The sequence below is a fragment of the Enterococcus malodoratus ATCC 43197 genome, from assembly GCF_000407185.1.
GTDB lineage: Bacteria > Bacillota > Bacilli > Lactobacillales > Enterococcaceae > Enterococcus_A > Enterococcus_A malodoratus.
Genome location: NZ_KE136484.1, coordinates 1 through 20141, shown reverse-complemented (window position 1 = coordinate 20141; position 20141 = coordinate 1). Strand labels below are relative to the sequence as shown.

Here is a 20141-nt window from a genome sequence, read left to right as displayed (position 1 = left end):
ACCTCAAAAATTTTACATAGCTGTATGGTTTCCGTCATTTTCTCATAAATCGTCTCATTACAATAGTATTTGTTTATTGCTCTAAACGAAATTTAATATCTGATCAAAGTGATCGCTGTCATTTTGTCAGATACCTTCTTATAATAGCGCGAAAATAAAAAGACCACAAGATTCTTTTGAATCTTGTGGTCTTTCTAATGAGCTTTACAAAGCCTTCAAATCTAGTTTAATGGATTGTTCAAAGCATCTTCGGCAGCCATTTGCGCTTCAATATCAGAGATACTGTACACATTTTCGCTTGCCACAACGACTTCTTTAGGTTCCATATTGCGGTAAGTTGCCATACCTGTACCAGCAGGGATGATCTTACCGATGATAACATTTTCTTTCAATCCAAGTAGCGGATCTTTCTTACCGCGAATTGCAGCATCCGTCAAGACACGAGTTGTTTCTTGGAATGATGCAGCAGATAAGAAGCTGTTTGTTTCCAATGAAGCTTTGGTAATACCAAGCAAGACTGGACGAGATGTCGCAGGCGTACCGCCGGCAACCAGCGTATTGTAGTTTTGATCTTTAAAGTCAGCAATATCCAGCAATGTACCTGGCAAGATATCTGTATCGCCTGGGTCCATAACGCGGACTTTACGCAACATTTGACGAACCATTACTTCAATATGTTTATCGCCGATTTCAACCCCTTGCATCCGGTAAACGCGTTGTACTTCACGTAGCAAGTAAGTTTCAACTGAAATCACATCACGCACTTGCAACAAGTGTTTAGGATCGATTGAACCTTCTGTCAAGCGTTCGCCACGGTGAATCAAATCACCTTCAGCGACTTTCATACGGGCAGTATAAGGAACTGTATAGGTACGAGTATCTGTTTCACCCTTAACAGTAACTTCTTTCGAACGAGTCGCAGCGTCTTCAGCGATTTCTACAACTTCACCAGTAACCTCAGTGATAACAGCCAAACCTTTAGGATTACGTGCTTCGAAGATTTCTTGGACACGAGGAAGACCTTGTGTGATATCATCTCCGGCAACCCCACCGGTATGGAATGTACGCATGGTTAACTGAGTACCTGGTTCACCGATTGATTGAGCAGCGATAGTACCAACTGCCTCACCAACTTCAACATCATCGCCAGTTGCCAAGTTACGGCCGTAACAATGTTTACATACACCATGTTTGGTATTACATGTAAAGACTGAGCGAATCGTTAATTTTTCTACGCCGGCGTCAATAAGACGTTTTGCATCAGCTTCACTGATCAGCGCATCAGCAGGTAAAAGAACTTCGCCTGTTTCAGGATGTTTAACAGCTTTTTGTGTATAACGTCCAACTAGACGTTCTTCTAATGATTCGATGATTTCATTGCCTTCACGGATCGCAGAAATTTCCAACCCGCGATCAGTTCCACAATCTTCTTCACGAACGATAACATCTTGGGCAACGTCAACCAAACGACGAGTCAAGTAACCTGAATCGGCTGTCTTCAAGGCGGTATCGGTCATCCCTTTACGAGCCCCGTGAGTCGAGATAAACATTTCCAAGACAGATAGACCTTCACGGAAGTTTGAGATGATCGGCAATTCCATGATTTGTCCATTCGGAGCGGCCATCAGTCCACGCATACCAGCAAGCTGAGTAAAGTTGGAGATGTTACCACGGGCTCCAGAATCAGACATCATGAAGATTGGGTTCTTAGCATCCAATGATTCCATTAGTCGTTGTTGGATTTCATCTTTTGCTGCATTCCAAACGGCGATAACTCGTTCATAACGTTCATCATCAGTGATCAAACCACGACGGAATTGTTTCGTGATCGTGCCGACTTGTTTGTGGGCATTGTCGATGATTTCTTGTTTTTCTGCCAGTGCCATGATATCCGCGATACCAACGGTCATACCAGCCATTGTTGAATGTTTGTATCCTAAGTCTTTCATACGGTCAAGCATCATTGATGTATCAGTGACTTTGAAACGTTTGAAGACTTCAGCGATAATGTTCCCAAGATTTTTCTTCTTGAATGGCAAGATAATTTCTTGTTCTTTGATCGCTGCAGGAATATCGACACCTTTTTCAACAAAATATTTATCAGGTGTGTATTGCGTTAAGTTGAAATCAGTTGGTTCGTTCAAATAAGGGAATTCTTGCGGCATGATCTCGTTGAAAATAATTTTCCCAACAGTCGTGATCAGCATACGCTCTTTTTGTTCTTCAGTGAATGGTTTGTCGCCTAACGTATTAGGGTCAACAGCCACACGTGAATGCAAATGGACATACCCATTGCGCCATGCTAACACAGCTTCATTCATGTCACGGAAGATCATTCCTTCGCCTTCACGGCCTTCTTCTTCCATAGTCAGGTAATAGTTACCTAAGACCATATCTTGAGAAGGCGTAACAACTGGTTTACCATCTTTAGGGTTCAAGATATGTGTTGCGGCAAGCATCAACATACGAGCTTCAGCTTGTGCTTCTTCTCCTAATGGTAAATGGACAGCCATTTGGTCTCCATCGAAATCGGCATTATAGGCTTCACATACTAGTGGATGAAGACGGATTGCACGACCTTCAACTAAGATTGGCTCGAATGCTTGGATACCTAATCTATGCAATGTAGGTGCCCGGTTAAGTAAAACAGGATGTTCTCTGATGACTTCTTCTAAGACATCCCAAACAACGTCTTCTTGACGTTCGATTTTACGTTTTGCATTTTTGATATTTGAAGCAATTTCGCGTTGAACCAATTCTTTCATTACGAAAGGTTTGAATAATTCGATCGCCATTTCTTTCGGCAGACCACATTGATACATCTTCAAGAAAGGTCCAACAACGATAACTGAACGAGCAGAGTAATCGACACGTTTACCCAGCAAGTTTTGACGGAAACGACCTTGTTTCCCTTTCAACATGTGAGATAGAGATTTCAATGGGCGGTTACCTGGTCCGGTTACTGGACGGCCGCGACGACCATTATCAATCAAAGCATCAACTGCTTCTTGCAGCATCCGTTTCTCATTTTGAACAATAATATTTGGTGCATTCAAGTCTAACAAACGTTTCAAGCGGTTGTTACGATTGATTACGCGACGATATAGGTCATTCAAGTCGGAAGTCGCAAAACGACCACCTTCTAGTTGAACCATTGGACGTAGATCTGGCGGGATGACAGGGATAACATCCATGACCATCCAACCTGGAAGATTTCCAGATGAACGGAATGCTTCCAGAACATCTAAACGACGAATCGCACGTGTCCGTTTTTGACCTTGAGCTGTTTTCAACTCTTCTTTTAATTCTGCTGACTCACCATCTAGATCGACTTTATCTAGTAATTGTTTGATCGCTTCAGCACCCATTGCTGCATGAAATTCTTGACCATATTGATCACGTTTTTCACGGTATTCACGTTCAGTCAATAATTGTTTTTTCTCTAGGCTTGTATTACCTGGATCGATTACGACATAAGATGCAAAGTAGATGATTTCTTCTAACGCACGAGGACTCATATCTAATACAAGACCCATCCGAGAAGGAATTCCTTTGAAATACCAGATATGTGTTACAGGCGCTGCTAATTCGATGTGACCCATCCGTTCACGACGAACTTTCGAACGGGTAACTTCAACACCACAACGGTCGCAGACAATTCCTTTATAACGAATCCGTTTGTATTTTCCACAGGCACATTCCCAGTCTTTGGTTGGCCCAAAAATTCTTTCATCGAATAACCCTTCACGTTCAGGTTTCAATGTACGATAGTTAATGGTTTCCGGTTTTTTTACTTCACCGTAAGACCAGCTTCTGATTTTTTCAGGAGAAGCCAAACCTATTTGCATACTTTCGAATTTATTTACATCGATCAAAAGGGTTTCCCTCCATTTCATTTTATCGTAAGTCAGCTAGGAGTTAGCTGACTTACATATGGCAAGTGTGACTCTTATAAGTCTTCGGCAGTTTCGATTTCTTGGATCAAATCAGATTTTTGCTCAGCTTTTTCAGCAGCTGCTTGTTCTTCAACTTGTTTTGCAGATTGTTGTTGTTCTGCATATTTCGTCAAAGCGTCAACTGTGATCAAGTCATCATCGTCATCGTCCATGTCTCGCAACTCGATTTCTTTGTCATTAATATCTAAGACTTGCATATCTAAACCAAGAGCTTGTAATTCTTTCACTAATACGCGGAAAGACTCAGGCACACCTGGTTTTGGAATAGGTTCACCTTTGACGATGGCTTCGTAAGTTTTCACACGACCAACCACATCATCTGATTTGTAAGTCAAGATTTCTTGTAAAGTATAAGCTGCACCATACGCTTCTAGTGCCCAAACTTCCATTTCCCCGAAACGTTGTCCACCAAATTGAGCTTTACCACCCAATGGTTGCTGCGTAACAAGAGAGTAAGGTCCGATTGAACGAGCATGCAATTTATCATCGACCATGTGGGCCAATTTAATCATGTACATAACACCAACAGAAATACGATTATCAAATGGTTCCCCTGTACGTCCGTCGTAAAGAACAGTCTTAGCGTCTGCCGCCATACGAGCTTCACGAACAGTTTCCCAAACATCGCTATCTTGCGCGCCATCAAAAACTGGTGTTGCAACATGGATACCTAGTTGCCGAGCTGCCATACCTAAGTGTAATTCCAATACTTGCCCAATGTTCATCCGAGATGGTACCCCTAGTGGATTCAACATGATATCAACTGGTGTGCCGTCTGGTAAGAATGGCATATCTTCTTCCGGCATAATCCGAGAAACGACCCCTTTGTTTCCGTGACGGCCGGCCATTTTGTCTCCTTCATGAATCTTACGTTTTTGCACGATATATACGCGCACTAACATATTCACACCTGGAGATAATTCGTCGCCTGCTTCACGAGTAAAGATCTTCACATCATGAACGATTCCGCCGCCACCGTGAGGAACACGTAAAGACGTATCGCGAACTTCGCGGGCTTTTTCTCCGAAGATTGCGTGTAACAAGCGTTCTTCAGCAGATAGTTCAGTTACCCCTTTAGGAGTGACTTTACCAACTAATAAATCCCCGTCATGAACTTCGGCACCAATGCGGATAATTCCCATTTCGTCTAAGTTCTTCAATGCGTCTTCCCCAACGTTAGGGATCTCGCGAGTGATTTCTTCAGGTCCTAATTTCGTATCACGTGCTTCTGATTCGTATTCTTCAATATGAATCGAAGTGTAGACATCATCTTTCACCAAGCGACGGCTCATGATGATGGCATCTTCATAGTTATACCCTTCCCAAGTCATGAAGGCCACGACAACGTTTTGACCTAAAGCCAATTCGCCGTTTTCCATTGAAGGTCCGTCAGCTAAGATATCGCCAACATCTACTTTTTCACCTAATCCAACTAATGGACGTTGATTGTAGCTTGTTCCTGAGTTTGAACGGCGGAACTTAGTGATATCGTATTTATCTAATGCGCCATTGTCGCGACGTACACGTACTTCGTGAGCATCAACGAATTCAACAACACCTTCGTTTTTACATAGCAAAGCGGCACCTGAGTCATGCGCTGCTTTGTATTCCATACCAGTACCAACCCATGGAGAACGTGGTTGAATCAACGGTACTGCTTGACGCTGCATGTTGGCACCCATCAAGGCACGGTTGGAGTCATCATTTTCCAAGAAAGGAATACAAGCTGTCGCAACTGCAACTACTTGCTTAGGTGATACGTCCATGTAATCAACTTTATCGATCGTTACTTCCAAGTTTTCAGAAGTGGCACGAGCCATAACGACTTCTTCAACGAATGTTCCGTCATCATTTAACTTACTGTTCGCTTGGGCAACAACGTAATGGTCTTCAATATCTGCTGTTAAGTAATCAATTTTATCTGTTACACGGCCAGTTGAACGATCGACCCGGCGGTAAGGTGTTTCAATGAAGCCAAACTTATTGACTTTCGCATAAGAAGCCAAACTGTTGATCAGCCCGATATTGGGACCTTCGGGTGTTTCAATCGGACACATACGGCCATAGTGAGAATAGTGAACGTCTCGAACTTCATAACCTGCACGGTCACGAGTCAAACCACCAGGCCCTAAGGCAGATAGACGACGTTTGTGCGTCAATTCCCCTAGTGGATTGGTTTGGTCCATGAACTGTGACAACTGAGAAGAACCGAAGAATTCTTTGATACTGGCAACAACTGGACGAATGTTGATCAATTGTTGCGGCGTCAATGTTTCTTGGTCTTGAATTGACATACGTTCGCGAACAACACGTTCCATACGAGCTAACCCGATACGGAATTGATTTTGTAATAATTCACCGACTGAACGGATACGGCGATTTCCTAAATGGTCGATGTCATCGACATTGCCGATACCTTCCATCAAGTTCAAGAAATAGCTCATTGAGGCAATAATATCGCCTGGTCGAACTGTCCGTACAGAAGAATCAGGATAAGCATTCCCGATTACAGTTACTTCACGTTCTGGATCTTTTGGTGAAAATACTTTAATTACTTGAACCGTCATTGGATCCGTCACAACAGCATCTTCAGATGGATAGTAAGTGACCGAGTTCAAACCATTTTCCAAGTGAGAGCCAAGTGTCTCTTCCATCACTTGATGAGTAAGAACGGTTCCTTTTTCGACGATGATTTCACCTGTTTCAGGATCGATCAACGTTTCAGCTAAGGTCAAGTTCAATAGACGTGTTTTAAGGTCCAATTTTTTATTTACTTTGTAACGACCAACATTTGCTAAGTCGTAACGTTTTGGATCGAAGAAACGGGCGGTTAACAAACTACGAGAGCTGTCTGCCGTTTTTGGTTCGCCGGGACGTAAACGTTCGTATACATCTTTCAAACCTTCTTCAGTACGAGAGTCACTTGGGTTTTTGTGCAAGTCTTTCTCGATCGTGTTGCGTAATGATTCGCTTTCTCCAAAGATTTCAAAAATCGTATCATCAGAGCCAAATCCTAATGCACGAACTAACGTGGTCAAAGGAATTTTACGTGTACGGTCGATACGTACATAAGAAATGTCTTTCGCATCTGTTTCCATTTCTAACCATGCGCCACGGTTAGGGATGACTGTTGAGCCAAATCCTTCTTTTCCGTTTTTATCCACTTTTCCGTGGAAATAAACGCCTGGAGAACGAACTAATTGGGAAACGATAACCCGTTCAGCTCCATTAATGATGAACGTTCCTTGTTCTGTCATTAATGGGAAATCGCCAAAGAATACTTCTTGGGATTTGATTTCGCCGGTTTCGCGATTTACTAGACGTAATACAACATGTAATGGTGCAGAATAGTTTGCATCGTGTGAACGAGCCTCTGCTACCGTGTATTTAGGTTCTTTCAATTCATAGTCAACAAATTCAAGTGACAAGTTTCCATTAAAATCTTCAATTGGCAAAATGTCTTCAAACATTTCTCGTAAGCCCTCATCTAAGAACCATTGATAAGAATCTGTTTGAATTTCGATCAAATTCGGTAATTCCAACACTTCACTGATTTGTGCGAAGCTTCTACGTTCTCGGTGTTTTCCGTATTTCACTACGTGTCCAGCCAAGTTCTTCACCCCTCTTAAAAGTTTGAAAACCGATCCGAAGATAAATTACATTTATATTACAGAGATTAAATTACTGTAACACCCGACATTTTTTGCGGCTTTTAGGCAAAAAAAAACCAAAAATAGAACGTTCTCTTGAAAATATTCGCGAGCTTCTACTTTTGTTTCCCTATTTAAAAGCCGGAACGGACAATATTTCGTTCCTGCCTTTTATCAGTTCAGATAGTTTTAGCAACTTATTATGATACACGACGATCATATAAAAGTCAATAGCCTTCTTGCTTAAAACCGCACTCCGCAAACTTTTCTTAAAACTTTCAGTAAGAATCAATTAAGTCAATTCTTTTTACATTTTTGAATATTCAGAATATTCTTCGTTTTATTATTGACATCTCATTTTTCTTAACGTATACTAATCTACATCTTAACAAGTTGGAGGTTGTTCTCATGCTGAACAAACAAAACTCACAACTGAATAACCGCTATTACTTTAGCTATTTTAGATAGGTTTGTATTCATCACGATGGATACAAACAACTTAAGTGTTTTTTGTATCTATGATGGCTAGAGCATTTCGACGTACCAACGGCCGCATAGAGAAATCTAAGTGGCTGAAGAATCATACTATTTTTGTATTCGTATCACCCACTTAGAGTTTCGTCAATTCTAAGCGGGTGATTTTTTTATGAAAAAGGGAGAGAAAATTATGAAAAAAACAGTATTAGCAGGAATTGGTTTGGTAAGTTTATTGATGTTAGGTGCTTGCGGCAGCAAAGAAGCTGACAGCAGCGATGACACAAAAAAAGTAGGTGTCCTACAGTTAGTTGAACATCCCTCTTTGGATAATGCTTATGAAGGTTTCAAAGAAGGTTTAGCGGAGGGCGGCTATAAAGAAGACGATAACCTGAAAATCGACTATCAAAATGCGCAAAACAATCAAGACAATCTTAAAAGTATGAGTGAAAAACTAGTGAAGGATGAGCCTGATCTATTGCTAGGAGTTGCTACCCCAGCCGCTCAATCTTTATTAAATGTAACGACTGAAATACCTATCACGGTTACTGCCGTTACTGATTTAGAAGAAGCAAAATTAGTTAAAAGCGACAAAAAACCTGGTGGAAATGTCACAGGGACAACCGATATGGTACCGATTGATAAACAAATCGATCTATTATTATCGATCGTTCCTGATGCTAAATCAATCGGAATCATGTATAACGCCGGTGAAGCCAACTCAAAAATCCAAGCCGATCTTGCTGAAAAGGCGTTGAAAAAAGCCGGTGTTGAAGTTAAAACGAAAACTGCTAACACAACGAACGATGTTCAACAAGTCACAGAATCACTAGCTAATGAAACGGACGGAATCTACGTCCCGACAGATAATACTTTCGCCAGTGCAGCAGCCGTAATCGGCGATGTAGTAAAAGAAAAGAAAATCCCATTGGTCGCAGGTTCAACAGAACAAATAGATGGTGGTGGATTGGCAACTGTGGGGATCGACTACAAATCACTTGGTAAACAAACAGGTAAAATGGCTGCCAAAATTTTGGATGGTGATGCAAAACCTGAAGATACACCTGTTGAATCAGCTGACACACTAAAATTAGTTGTTAATAAAGATATGGCGGAGGCCTTAGGAATTGATCCAGATAGTATTAAAGAACCAAAATAAAGAAATTATTTAGAACAGCACCACAGAGAAAGAAGGAAGAATCATGAATGTTATCACTCTGTTATTATCAGCGACGTCACAAGGTATGCTCTGGTCATTATTGGCCATTGGAGTTTACATGACTTTTCGAATTTTAGATATTGCCGATCTGACCGCCGAGGGAAGCTTTCCTTTGGGCGGCGGGATCGCGGCGATTGGCATCGTTAATGGTATACATCCAGTCCTCGCGACTTTGTTAGCCTTTGGCGGGGGAATGTTAGCTGGTCTCGTTACCGGTATCCTGAATACAAAATTTAAAATTCCTGCACTGCTTGCTGGGATCATTACCATGACCGGTCTATACTCCATTACTTCTCGGGTAATGGGGGCACCTAATATTGCTTTACTAGGAGAAAGCACTATTTTCACAGCTGCACAAGACATGGGATTAACTAAGAATAATGCCGTTATTCTAGTTGGTCTATTGATTGTCCTGCTGGTTATCTTACTGCTAGTTCTATTTTTCAGAACTGAGATCGGATTAGCCGTTCGAGCAACCGGTGACAACCCAGATATGAGTGAGGCAAATGGGATCAAAACAGAAAATATGAAATTAGTAGGTTATATGATCTCGAATGGCAGCATCGCACTTTCAGGCGCTCTATTAGCACAAAATAACGGCTTTGCCGATTTGAACGCAGGTGTGGGGACGATTGTTATTGGGTTGGCCTCGATTATCATCGCAGAAGTTCTGCTTCATAATAAGCCGATCCTTATCCGTTTGATTACGATTGTGGCCGGAGCAATTATTTACCGCTTCATTCTGGCCTTGGTATTCGAAATGAATGTCGAGCCGACCGATTCTAAATTGGCTTCAGCAATTGTCTTAGTTATTTGTTTATCCTTACCGCAAATTCGTTCAAAATTCACCTTAAAAACAAAAAAGAAAGGGGCAGATACAGATGCAACCAGTCTTAAGAATCAATAATCTTCATCAATATTTTGAGCGCGGAACAGTTAATGAAAATCATGTATTGCGCGGAATCAACCTAAGTCTTGCCCCAGGAGAATTTGTTACAATCATCGGTGGAAATGGTGCAGGTAAATCGACCTTATTGAATAGTGTCGCCGGTACTTTGCCGATCGAAGAAGGTAAAATGTTTTTGAATGAAGAAGACATTACAAAACAATCTGTTACACGTCGTTCAAAAAAAATCAGCCGTGTCTTCCAAGATCCTAAGATGGGGACCGCTGTCCGTTTATCTGTAGAAGAAAATTTGGCACTAGCGATGAAGCGTGGACACAAGCGTGGTTTCTCCCTAGGTGTAAAAAGTAAAGATCGTAGTTTCTTCCAAGAACAATTAGCAATGCTGAATCTGAATTTGGAAAATCGATTAGATGCGGAAATTGGTTTGCTTTCTGGTGGACAACGTCAAGCGATCACATTACTAATGGCGACATTGCAACGCCCAGATCTAATTTTACTTGATGAACATACAGCAGCACTCGATCCGAAGACTTCGCTAACGGTTATGGAGTTGACCGAACGCTTGATCCGCGAACAAGAACTGACAGCATTCATGGTCACACATAATATGGAAGATGCCATTCGTTACGGCAATCGCATCATTATGTTGCACCAGGGACAAATTGCATTAGATCTTAATCAAGCAGAAAAGAAAAATTTGACGGTACCAAAATTGATGGAACTTTTTCATCAAAACTCGGGTGTCGAACTCAAAGACGATGCCTTGTTACTAAGCTGATTTTAAGTGTTAATCACCTTCCTTCTCGCAGGCTACTTTTATGTAGCCTGTTTTTTTGTTACACTGAAAAAGAAAAAATAAGATATCGACTCAACTAAATTATAAGTAACAGGAACATAATTGTTCCTTCATGAAGCTAGATATCCTAAAAATCAAGGAGGCCTTTCTTTGGCTACAAAAGAAAAAGTTTTGGCACACTTAAAAGCAACCGAAAACATTCTATCCGGAGAAGCCTTAGCCCAAGAGTTAGGGGTGTCTCGTACCGCTATCTGGAAAGCGATCAAAGAATTAGAAAAAAAAGGCTATCAGATCCAACATTTAGCGAATGGCTATCGCTACCGTCCTTCTGATATTTTAGATGAGAAAGAAATTCAGGAACATATCCAGCATCCCATTGATGTAACCGTATTAGAAACATCTGCTTCAACTATGAAAGATGCCCAGCTTGCTGTATTAGAAGGCAAAAAAACACCGCTATTGATTGTGGCTGACATGCAAGAAGCACCACGAGGTCGTTTCAATCGACCATTTTTTGCCGCAAAACAACAAGGCATCTATATGAGTTTGTTACTGGAACCTAAAGAACAGTTACAAGAATTACCGCAATATACAATTTTGATGGCTGTCGCCGTCGCAGAAGCAATCGATGAATTATTGGGTGTGGATAGTCAGATTAAATGGGTCAATGATATTTACTTGAATCAGAAAAAAGTAGCTGGTATTTTGTCAGAAGCAATGACCGACGTCGAATCCAATTCATTAAACTATATCATCATCGGTATGGGAATTAACTTCTCCATTCCACAAGAAAACTATCCTGCCGAATTACAAGAAAAGGCGACTTCGTTATTCTCTGATCGTGCAGCGACAACTACACGAAACCAATTGATCAGCAATATTTGGAATCGCTTCTTTGCTTTATTAGCCGATCAACGAACCTTTCTTGATACCTATCGAAAGAAATCATTCGTTTTAGGCAAGAAAATTACGTTCACACGTAAAAACCAATCCTATCTTGGAACAGCCATCGCCATCACTGAAACAGGTGAGTTAGTGGTCGATTTAGGCAGCGAAAAGGTCACTCTCTCTTCAGGGGAAATCAGTTTAAGTTCAATTCAATAAACATAAAAAAAGATGTGCCAAATGCGGCACATCTTTTTTTATTACTATCGCATTGTTACAAATTCCTCGCTGCCAGTTGGGTGGATTGCAACAGTATCATCGAAGTCTTTTTTAGTTGCACCCATTTTAATTGCTACTGCAAATCCCTGCAACATTTCGTCAACACCAACACCAATAGCGTGTAACCCAATAATTTTTTCTTCTTCCCCTAGACAAATCAATTTCATATCACATTTTTGACGATAGTCGCTTAACGCAAAATACATCGGTGTGAAACGAGAATGATAGATTTTGATTTGATCTTTTCCATAACGTTCAATCGCAGTTTCTTCAGATAAACCGATCGTCGCGATGGTTGGATGCGTAAAGATTACTGTAGGTACATTTTCATAATCTAAAAATTCTTCTGACTTGCCATTAAAAATGCGTTCTGACAAATGGCGCCCCGCCGCAATGGCTACAGGAGTCAAATCAATTTTGCCGATTACATCACCTACCGCATAAATACCGTCACTTGTAGTATTTTGGAATTTATCTACAATCACAAATCCCTTTTCGTTTAAGGTCACCGCAGTATTTTCCAAGCCTAATTTATCGGTATTCGGTACTCGTCCGCCAGCGAATAAGATTTTATCTCCTGTTAAAGTATTCCCATTTTCAAAATAGACCGTATATGTTCCGTCTGTATTATGTTTGATCTCTTTCGCTACATGATGATCGTAAAGCTTCATCTTATTTTCACGATAGATCTCCACTAAATTGTCCGCCAACATATGATCGAAAGTCCGTAGTGGACGTCCATGGCGAAAAGCCCAATGAACCTGAGTTCCCATCCCCTGCAAGACGCCGCTCAATTCTGCTGCAATATACCCTGCGCCAAGAACAACTACTTCTTTCGGCTGTTCGGTTAATTCAAAAAACCCGTTAGAATCAATAGCGAACTCACCACCAGGAATCGTCATCTGACTCGGACGACCTCCCGTTGCGATCAAAATATTTGGTGCAGTATATTCTTCACTGTTCACACTAACAACATGATCTGACTTAAATGTCGCATAACCTTCGATACGTTCTACATTATTACTCTCAAGTCCTCGATAATATGCACCATGTAAAAAATCAATATATTTTTCACGTCGTGCAACTAGTTCTTTAAAATCAAACTTTTCAATATTTGCTTGAACGCCATAACTCGGTGCATCTCGTTCAATCATCTCTAGCATACTGCTAGCTTGCCACATTACCTTTTTGGGAACACAGCCAACATTCACACACGTTCCACCGATTTTATTTCCCTCAATTAATAAAACCTTTGCTCCGTGCATACCGGCGCGATTAGCTGAAGCGATCCCGCCACTTCCTCCGCCAACGACGATGTAATCAAATTCTTTCATTCATCTGCCTCCTAGTTCTTACTAATGAGTATCTATTTTAACTACGCATATCATCCTATTAAATCCGCAAGTAACACTAAAATTCTCAATCTCAATACTTTTATTCTAATACATTCCGGCAAAAAAGAATCACTTTTTGCCCTGCCAGTTCAAAATTAAGTATATTTGGATTCTCTTCACCCATCATTATTCTAAAGTTTTCTTCCATCGGCCGTATTAAACGAATCGTTACACTCGCGGACTCAACCTTAGGCATAATGAATATCGGGCAAAAAAAGACTAAGAAATTCTCAGTCTTTTTTCTTTCGAATCATATCTCCAGGTTGAACGGGTTGAGCAACCGGCATCGTTAAAACCATCATTGGATTCGGCGCGCGGTCAATTGATTCACCTTCATCATTTTTCATCTCAGTAATCGTTTGGTCAAAATGATGGAAATTAGGTCCATAAAATTCAATCTCATCGCCGATTGAAAAATGGTTCCGCTGACGAACGGTCGCGATTCCGCTAGCTTCGTCATAACTTAAAACTTCCCCGATAAATTTATAGACAGGAATTTTTCGGCGCGGTCCAAATAATTGTTCATTTTCTGTCGGTACATGATAATAAAAGCCGGTCGCTAATTCTCGTTGCGCGACTTTCCATAACTCGTCAATCCACTCTTGTTTGCAGACATAATTTTCTGGATCAGCAATATAGCTGTCAACCGCAGCCTTATAGACATTTGATACGGTCGAAACATAATGAATGGATTTCATCCGTCCTTCGATCTTCAAGCTGTCGACACCATTCTCAATCAAATCTGGAATGTGTTCAATCATAGACATGTCCACAGCGCTCATAGAAAATTCTTCCGTCACATCTCCATTTTCGGTCATTGAACGATGTTCTTGCGCAAACGGCATATCGAACAATTCATACTTCCAGCGACATGATTGTGAACACCCACCACGGTTTGCATCCCGCATTGACATGTGATTCGATAAAGTACAACGACCTGAATAAGAAATACACATCGCACCATGAATGAACGCTTCAATTTGAATATCTGTATTGCGGCGAATTTCCGCTAATTCTTCCATTGAAACTTCACGAGCTAGAACAACCCGTTCCAAACCCTCATTTTGCCAAAATTTCAATGTCTCCGCATTTGTTGCTGAGGCTTGTGTAGATAAGTGGATTTCCAATCCTGGTGCCTCTGTCGCGCAAATCTCAATCAATGCTGGGTCAGAAATGATCACTGCGGAGATTCCGATATCTCTTAATTTCTTAAAAAAATCTCCCGCACCCTTTTCATTGCCCTCATGTGTCACCATATTGGCAGCTACATAAACTTTCGCACCGTATTCGTTGGCAAAAGCTACACCTTCTTCCATCTCTTCAAATGAAAAATTTCCAGCTCTGGAACGTAGTCCATAAGCATCCCCACCAATATATACTGCATCCGCACCGTAATGAATCGCGGTTTTTAATTTTTCCAGTGTCCCGGCTGGTGCTAAAACCTCTGGCCGTTTTAATTTTCTTTCTGTCATGTTGCTGCTCCTATTTAATCGCTGTTGGGTCTAAATGGTAAAAACCGGTGTCCATTCCTCGACCAGCAGGATGGTATTTTTTTATTTCTTTTTGCGCATCAACCGCCGTCGCTTCATCCCAAGAATTCGTTTCTAGCGCAGCTTTTGCTGATACAAAGATTTTTGCAATGGCTACAAAATTCGCACCTGGCGTAAACAAACCATCTAATTTCCATGTTTGATACCCCGTTTGATTCAATTCAGCTACTTCACTAATCAAATTTAAATCATTATCAGCAAAGATATGAGTTCCATGTTGATCTTCATAAATCGAATAATGAGTTTCTGCTTTTTTCGGTTCAGAAATAAAAAGACCACGCTCTTTTGAAGTATTTTCCGTTTGCTTTGTATAATTGAAATAATTATCTAACAACGGCCTTTTTGATTGATGGATACATGTTGCACCGTATACTAATACTTCCACTGGTACATCGACGTGCTCTCTCAAACGCTGCATTTCCTCAAAGGGAACTTCACGAGCTAAGACTGCGCCAACCGCGCCTTTCTTTTGCCAAAAATTAATTTGTCGTGCATTGGTCACTAAGGTTTCCGCATCATAAATGTACGGCAAATCATATTCTTGCAATAAATAAATTACACCAGTATCACCGACAACTACATGATCTGGTTTAACTTCCGCTAAAAAAGCCAAGTATTCTGGAATTTTTTTCATCTTATCCGGATGCATAATTCCATTGATTGCGACATTCACTTTTTTCCCTTGATCATGTGCCAATTTAATTAGCGCTCTTTGTTCCTCACGCGAGAAAGAGTACGGCAATCGCAACCCAAAATCCTCTTCCCCTATGTATAAAGTATCTACGCCAGCAGCTAGTAACTCTTCGGCCTGCCCCATTGACTCTGCCGTCGTGATTAATTCGATCATAGTATGTCCCCCTAGTTCATGATGATAAGAACTCATTCAGTCAAAAAAATAAACTCTCGATGTAGATCAGATAAATAAAAATTTCCAACACCAAAGTAAGTTTACTTCTTCATCTATTGTAAAAATGAAACTAACAAACTTAGGTTAGCATCGTTTTAGACTTTCCCATACTATCATAAGCTTCTAAAAGATTCCAACCGAGTATACATAAAAAAGAGGATGACATAAGCGTGCCATCCTCTGATTCATTAAACCTTTTCTGGTATTTTTTCTTCTTTAGTATTCTTCACAGTTAATGTGATCTTACCTTTGCTGGCCCCAATTGTTACTGCATCTCCCAGTTGGATCTGACCAGACAACAGCGCTTCAGCTAGTCGATCTTCAATTTCTTTTTGTAGTGCTCGACGAATTGGTCTTGCACCATATTCTGGATCGAAACCAACTTTCCCGATTACATCATATGCCGCTGCGGTAATTCTCACTTTGATCTCATGCTCTTTCATACGATCTAGAACAGAACGACTCATAATTTTTACGATCTCGTGAATCTGCTCTTGATCCAATGACTTGAATACCACCGTTTCATCAATACGGTTAATAAATTCTGGTCGGAAAGCTTTTTTCAATTCTTCAAGAATTCGTTTTTCCATGGCCGCATGATCTTTCGTAATATCTTTTACATTAAATCCAACATTTTTTTCTTCGCGAATCTCAGTTGCTCCAATATTTGAAGTCATAATCAAGATGGTATTACGAAAATCCACTTTTCGACCTTTAGAGTCTGTCAAATGACCATCATCTAACACTTGAAGTAAAATATTGAAAACATCCGGATGAGCTTTCTCCACTTCGTCCAATAGAATTACTGAGTAAGGTTTTTGACGAATTTTTTCCGTCAACTGTCCGCCTTCTTCGTAACCGACATAGCCTGGAGGAGAACCGATTAAACGGCTGGTACTATATTTTTCCATGTATTCAGACATATCTACTCGGATCAAAGCCTCTTCGCTACCAAACATTGCTTCAGCTAAAGCTTTAGCCAACTCCGTTTTTCCGACACCTGTTGGGCCCAAGAACATAAATGAGCCAATTGGGCGATTTGGATCTTTCAATCCGCTGCGAGCTCGACGAATTGCTCGAGAAATTGCTGTGACCGCTTCTTCTTGTCCGACTACTCGTTTATGCAATACTTTTTCCAAATCCAATAAACGTTGACTTTCCTTTTTCTCTAATTGTTGCAAAGGAACTCCAGTCCATTGAGAGACAACAGATGCTACATCTTCATCAGTTACTTGATCAATATAGCCATTTTCTTGCTTAGCAGCTTTAACTTTTGCTTGTTCTAGCGTTTCAGATAACTGTTTTTCACGTAAACGAAAACGTGCTGCCGATTCAAAATCTTGATTTTGAATAGCCTTTTCTTTATCAGCTACTAATTCCTGTACCTCATCTTCTAATTCTGATAACTCAGAAACTTCATCAGTCGAATCCAAACGTACTTTAGCGGAAGACTCATCCATCAGGTCAATCGCTTTATCGGGTAATTGTCTAGAATTAATGTAACGAACGGATAATGAGACTGCAGCATGCAAAGCTTCATCGGTAATTTCTACACCATGATGTTCTTCATAACGTGGGCGCAAACCTTTCAAGATTTCTTCCGCTTCTTCAGGTGTTGGTTCTTCTACTTGCACCCGAGCAAAACGACGTTCTAGAGCAGAATCTTTTTCAATATACTTTTGATATTCATCTAACGTTGTCGCGCCAATTGTTTGTAGCTCGCCACGAGCCAATGCAGGTTTTAAAATATTCGAGGCATCAATCGCACCTTCAGCCCCACCAGCTCCAATCAGAGTGTGCAACTCATCAATAAATAAGATAATTTGACCATCATGATAAATTTCATCGATCACTTTTTTCAAGCGATCTTCAAATTCACCGCGATATTTTGTACCAGCAACTAGTGCTCCCATATCCAACATCATCAGACGTTTTCCACGCATGTCAGTTGGTACATCACCAGAAATGATCCGTTGCGCCAAACCTTCAACTATAGCTGTTTTACCAACACCTGGTTCTCCAACCAGCACCGGATTATTTTTTGTCCGACGACTCAAAATTTGAACAACGCGCCGAACCTCACTATCTCGACCCACTACAGGATCTAACCTTTTTTCTCGAGCTAATTTCGTTAGGTCACGAGCTAGACCATCCAAAGTCGGCGTTCCTTGTGAATTGCTTTGAACTGCCTTTGCAGGAGCTTTTCGACGACTGCCCGTTCCTTGGCTTGCATTTGATGTCTCGTTTACGCCCATTTTCTTCAATAAAAGTTGGCGCATCTTAGGCAGACTTAAACCTAAATTCACTAAAATGTGCGAAGCCAAGATTTCATCGTCGCGTAACAAACCTAATAAGATATGTTCCGTTCCAACTAATTTTGCATTAAAACGTTTCGCTTCATCATCCGCAAAAATCAAGATTTGTTTTGCTCTTGGAGAATAGGGAAGATAGCCGCCTTCAGGATAAGATTTCACTGAGCCGTAACCAGTCATATGTTCAATCTCTTCACGAATATCATTTTCACTTGAATTCATCTGACGTAGTGTCTTACCCGCAATCCCTTGCTGTTCAATTACTAACGCTAACAATAGATGCTCAGAACCAACCGAGCGATGTTTAAAATACTTAGCCTCTTGTTGCGCAATAGCTAATACTGCCTTTGCACGTTCTGTGTAAAGCTGATCCATATCCCTCACTCCTTTTTCTCATAACTTAGACGTTCCAAGAACCCATGAAGAATTCTCGCACGTAGTCTATTTTCAATTTGACTGATACCAAGAACATTTTTTGATACCGCACTTAACATTAAATTACCTTCATTTTCTGTAATAATTTCCTCTTCAAATAATTTCTGAATTATCCCAAAAGCATTTGCTTCCGATATTTCGCTGCCAAAAGAGTCCATTAATTGTTCCAAAAAGTAATGCTGATCAGAAATCTTAACTTTACTAATTCGAATATAGCCGCCGCCACCTCGTTTACTCTCGACCAAATAACCTCGTTGAAAAGTAAAACGCGTATTAATCACATAATTTATTTGTGAAGGCACACAGTTAAATAACTGTGCCATCTCAGCTCTTCGAATTTCGATTATTTCACTATTCTCTAAAATATCCTTCAAGTAAGATTCGATCAAATCAGAGGTATTTCTACTCATAATATCTCCTCCTATTGACTATTCCTGACCATAATTATAGCGAATTTAGAGCGTGAAATAAAGAAGAAAGCCTTTCTTTAAATTAAGATAAAAAAAAAGAAGGTTTTCACCTTCTTTTTAATCGGGAAGACAGGATTCGAACCTGCGACACCTTGGTCCCAAACCAAGTACTCTACCAAGCTGAGCTACTTCCCGGAAAATAAAAAAAATATGCACCCGAGAGGACTCGAACCTCTAACCCCTTGATTCGTAGTCAAGTACTCTATCCAATTGAGCTACGGGTGCGTATGTTGTTTTAATGCCGAGGACCGGAATCGAACCGGTACGGTGATCACTCACCGCAGGATTTTAAGTCCTGTGCGTCTGCCAGTTCCGCCACCCCGGCGTTTCTCCCTGGTCTTCAGGAAAGCGGAAAACGGGGTTCGAACCCGCGACCCCCACCTTGGCAAGGTGGTGCTCTACCACTGAGCTATTTCCGCACGATGCCGGCTAAAGGACTTGAACCCTCGACCCTCTGATTACAAATCAGATGCTCTACCAACTGAGCTAAGCCGGCAACAAAAACAAAAAAATAGAAATGCGGGTGAAGGGACTTGAACCCCCACGCCGTAAGGCGCTAGATCCTAAATCTAGTGCGTCTGCCAATTCCGCCACACCCGCATATACTTATGAGCCGTACTGGGCTCGAACCAGTGACCCTCTGATTAAAAGTCAGATGCTCTACCAACTGAGCTAACGGCTCAAATGGGGGTTAACGGGTTCGAACCGCTGACCCTCTGCTTGTAAGGCAGATGCTCTCCCAGCTGAGCTAAACCCCCATAAGTTCGCGTGGCGACGTCCTAATCTCACAAGGGGCAACCCCTCACTACAATCGGCGCTAAGAAGCTTAACTTCTGTGTTCGACATGGGAACAGGTGTATCCTTCCCGCTATCGCCACCACACTAGTAATCTTTTGAGTAAACTTCA

11 protein-coding genes, 8 tRNA genes and 1 rRNA gene are annotated in these 20141 nt (G+C 41.1%); 4 read left to right on the top strand and 16 right to left on the bottom strand.

Features of this window, described 5'->3' with window-relative positions; genetic code table 11:
• Positions 1–221 precede the first annotated feature (221 nt).
• Together rpoC and rpoB are read right to left on the bottom strand one after the other, a co-directional pair.
• Positions 222–3875 carry a DNA-directed RNA polymerase subunit beta' gene (gene rpoC / locus I585_RS20830; RefSeq protein ID WP_010741388.1) on the bottom strand — a complete coding sequence of 1218 codons (3654 nt, stop codon included), beginning with the start codon at positions 3873–3875 and terminating at the stop codon, positions 222–224.
• A gap of 74 nt (positions 3876–3949) precedes the next feature.
• Complete coding sequence (gene rpoB, locus I585_RS20825; protein WP_071879449.1) at positions 3950–7576, bottom strand: DNA-directed RNA polymerase subunit beta; 3627 nt, start codon at positions 7574–7576, stop codon at positions 3950–3952.
• 697 nt (positions 7577–8273) lie between these two features.
• Between rpoB and I585_RS20820 the strand changes: the two genes are divergently transcribed.
• The 4 genes from I585_RS20820 (at position 8274) to I585_RS20805 (ending at position 12106) form a co-directional block, all read left to right on the top strand.
• Complete coding sequence (locus tag I585_RS20820; RefSeq protein ID WP_010741390.1) at positions 8274–9239, top strand: ABC transporter substrate-binding protein; 966 nt, start codon at positions 8274–8276, stop codon at positions 9237–9239.
• 43 nt (positions 9240–9282) lie between these two features.
• A complete protein-coding gene (locus I585_RS20815; protein WP_010741391.1) occupies positions 9283–10206 on the top strand; it encodes an ABC transporter permease in 924 nt (307 codons plus the stop codon).
• Positions 10181–10984, top strand: a complete 804-nt coding sequence (locus tag I585_RS20810) for an ABC transporter ATP-binding protein (protein WP_010741392.1) — start codon at positions 10181–10183, stop codon at positions 10982–10984. Before I585_RS20815 ends, I585_RS20810 begins: the two co-directional genes overlap by 26 nt.
• Positions 10985–11152: 168 nt before the next feature.
• A complete protein-coding gene (locus I585_RS20805) occupies positions 11153–12106 on the top strand; it encodes a biotin--[acetyl-CoA-carboxylase] ligase (RefSeq protein WP_010741393.1) in 954 nt (317 codons plus the stop codon).
• A 44-nt stretch (positions 12107–12150) separates the two neighbouring features.
• On the opposite strand, the gene gor is transcribed toward I585_RS20805, so the two are convergent.
• From gor to rrf, 14 genes are all read right to left on the bottom strand, one after another.
• Complete coding sequence (gor, locus tag I585_RS20800) at positions 12151–13500, bottom strand: glutathione-disulfide reductase (RefSeq protein ID WP_010741394.1); 1350 nt, start codon at positions 13498–13500, stop codon at positions 12151–12153.
• Positions 13501–13790: 290 nt separating this feature from the next.
• Positions 13791–15032 (bottom strand): peptidase U32 family protein, encoded by a 1242-nt coding sequence (locus tag I585_RS20795; protein ID WP_010741395.1) that lies wholly within the window; start codon positions 15030–15032, stop codon positions 13791–13793.
• 10 nt (positions 15033–15042) lie between these two features.
• The gene (locus tag I585_RS20790) at positions 15043–15957 is read right to left on the bottom strand and encodes a peptidase U32 family protein (RefSeq protein WP_010741396.1); all 915 of its coding nucleotides are present in this window, start codon (positions 15955–15957) and stop codon (positions 15043–15045) included.
• 248 nt (positions 15958–16205) lie between these two features.
• A complete protein-coding gene (locus I585_RS20785; protein WP_010741397.1) occupies positions 16206–18704 on the bottom strand; it encodes an ATP-dependent Clp protease ATP-binding subunit in 2499 nt (832 codons plus the stop codon).
• A gap of 5 nt (positions 18705–18709) precedes the next feature.
• A complete protein-coding gene (locus tag I585_RS20780; protein ID WP_269208789.1) occupies positions 18710–19177 on the bottom strand; it encodes a CtsR family transcriptional regulator in 468 nt (155 codons plus the stop codon).
• Between the two features lie 118 nt (positions 19178–19295).
• A tRNA-Pro gene (locus I585_RS20775) sits at positions 19296–19369 on the bottom strand.
• A gap of 16 nt (positions 19370–19385) precedes the next feature.
• Positions 19386–19459 (bottom strand) — tRNA-Arg (locus tag I585_RS20770).
• Between the two features lie 14 nt (positions 19460–19473).
• A tRNA-Leu gene (locus tag I585_RS20765) sits at positions 19474–19559 on the bottom strand.
• A 22-nt stretch (positions 19560–19581) separates the two neighbouring features.
• Positions 19582–19653, bottom strand: a tRNA-Gly gene (locus tag I585_RS20760).
• A 4-nt stretch (positions 19654–19657) separates the two neighbouring features.
• Positions 19658–19730, bottom strand: a tRNA-Thr gene (locus I585_RS20755).
• Between the two features lie 22 nt (positions 19731–19752).
• Positions 19753–19834: transfer RNA gene (locus I585_RS20750), tRNA-Leu, on the bottom strand.
• Positions 19835–19843: 9 nt separating this feature from the next.
• A tRNA-Lys gene (locus I585_RS20745) sits at positions 19844–19916 on the bottom strand.
• Between the two features lie 3 nt (positions 19917–19919).
• Positions 19920–19992 (bottom strand) — tRNA-Val (locus I585_RS20740).
• Positions 19993–20000: 8 nt separating this feature from the next.
• Positions 20001–20116: ribosomal RNA gene (gene rrf / locus I585_RS20735) — 5S ribosomal RNA — on the bottom strand.
• Positions 20117–20141 lie beyond the last annotated feature (25 nt).

What these genes read in the sequence shown, in the direction of transcription:
- I585_RS20820 (WP_010741390.1), top strand. Translation starts at nt 8,274, where the DNA reads ATGAAAAAAACAGTATTAGCAGGAATTGGTTTGGTAAGTTTATTGATG.
- gor (WP_010741394.1), bottom strand. Translation starts at nt 13,500, where the DNA reads ATGAAAGAATTTGATTACATCGTCGTTGGCGGAGGAAGTGGCGGGATC.
- I585_RS20815 (WP_010741391.1), top strand. Translation starts at nt 9,283, where the DNA reads ATGAATGTTATCACTCTGTTATTATCAGCGACGTCACAAGGTATGCTC.
- I585_RS20810 (WP_010741392.1), top strand. Translation starts at nt 10,181, where the DNA reads ATGCAACCAGTCTTAAGAATCAATAATCTTCATCAATATTTTGAGCGC.
- I585_RS20790 (WP_010741396.1), bottom strand. Translation starts at nt 15,957, where the DNA reads ATGATCGAATTAATCACGACGGCAGAGTCAATGGGGCAGGCCGAAGAG.
- I585_RS20795 (WP_010741395.1), bottom strand. Translation starts at nt 15,032, where the DNA reads ATGACAGAAAGAAAATTAAAACGGCCAGAGGTTTTAGCACCAGCCGGG.
- I585_RS20785 (WP_010741397.1), bottom strand. Translation starts at nt 18,704, where the DNA reads ATGGATCAGCTTTACACAGAACGTGCAAAGGCAGTATTAGCTATTGCG.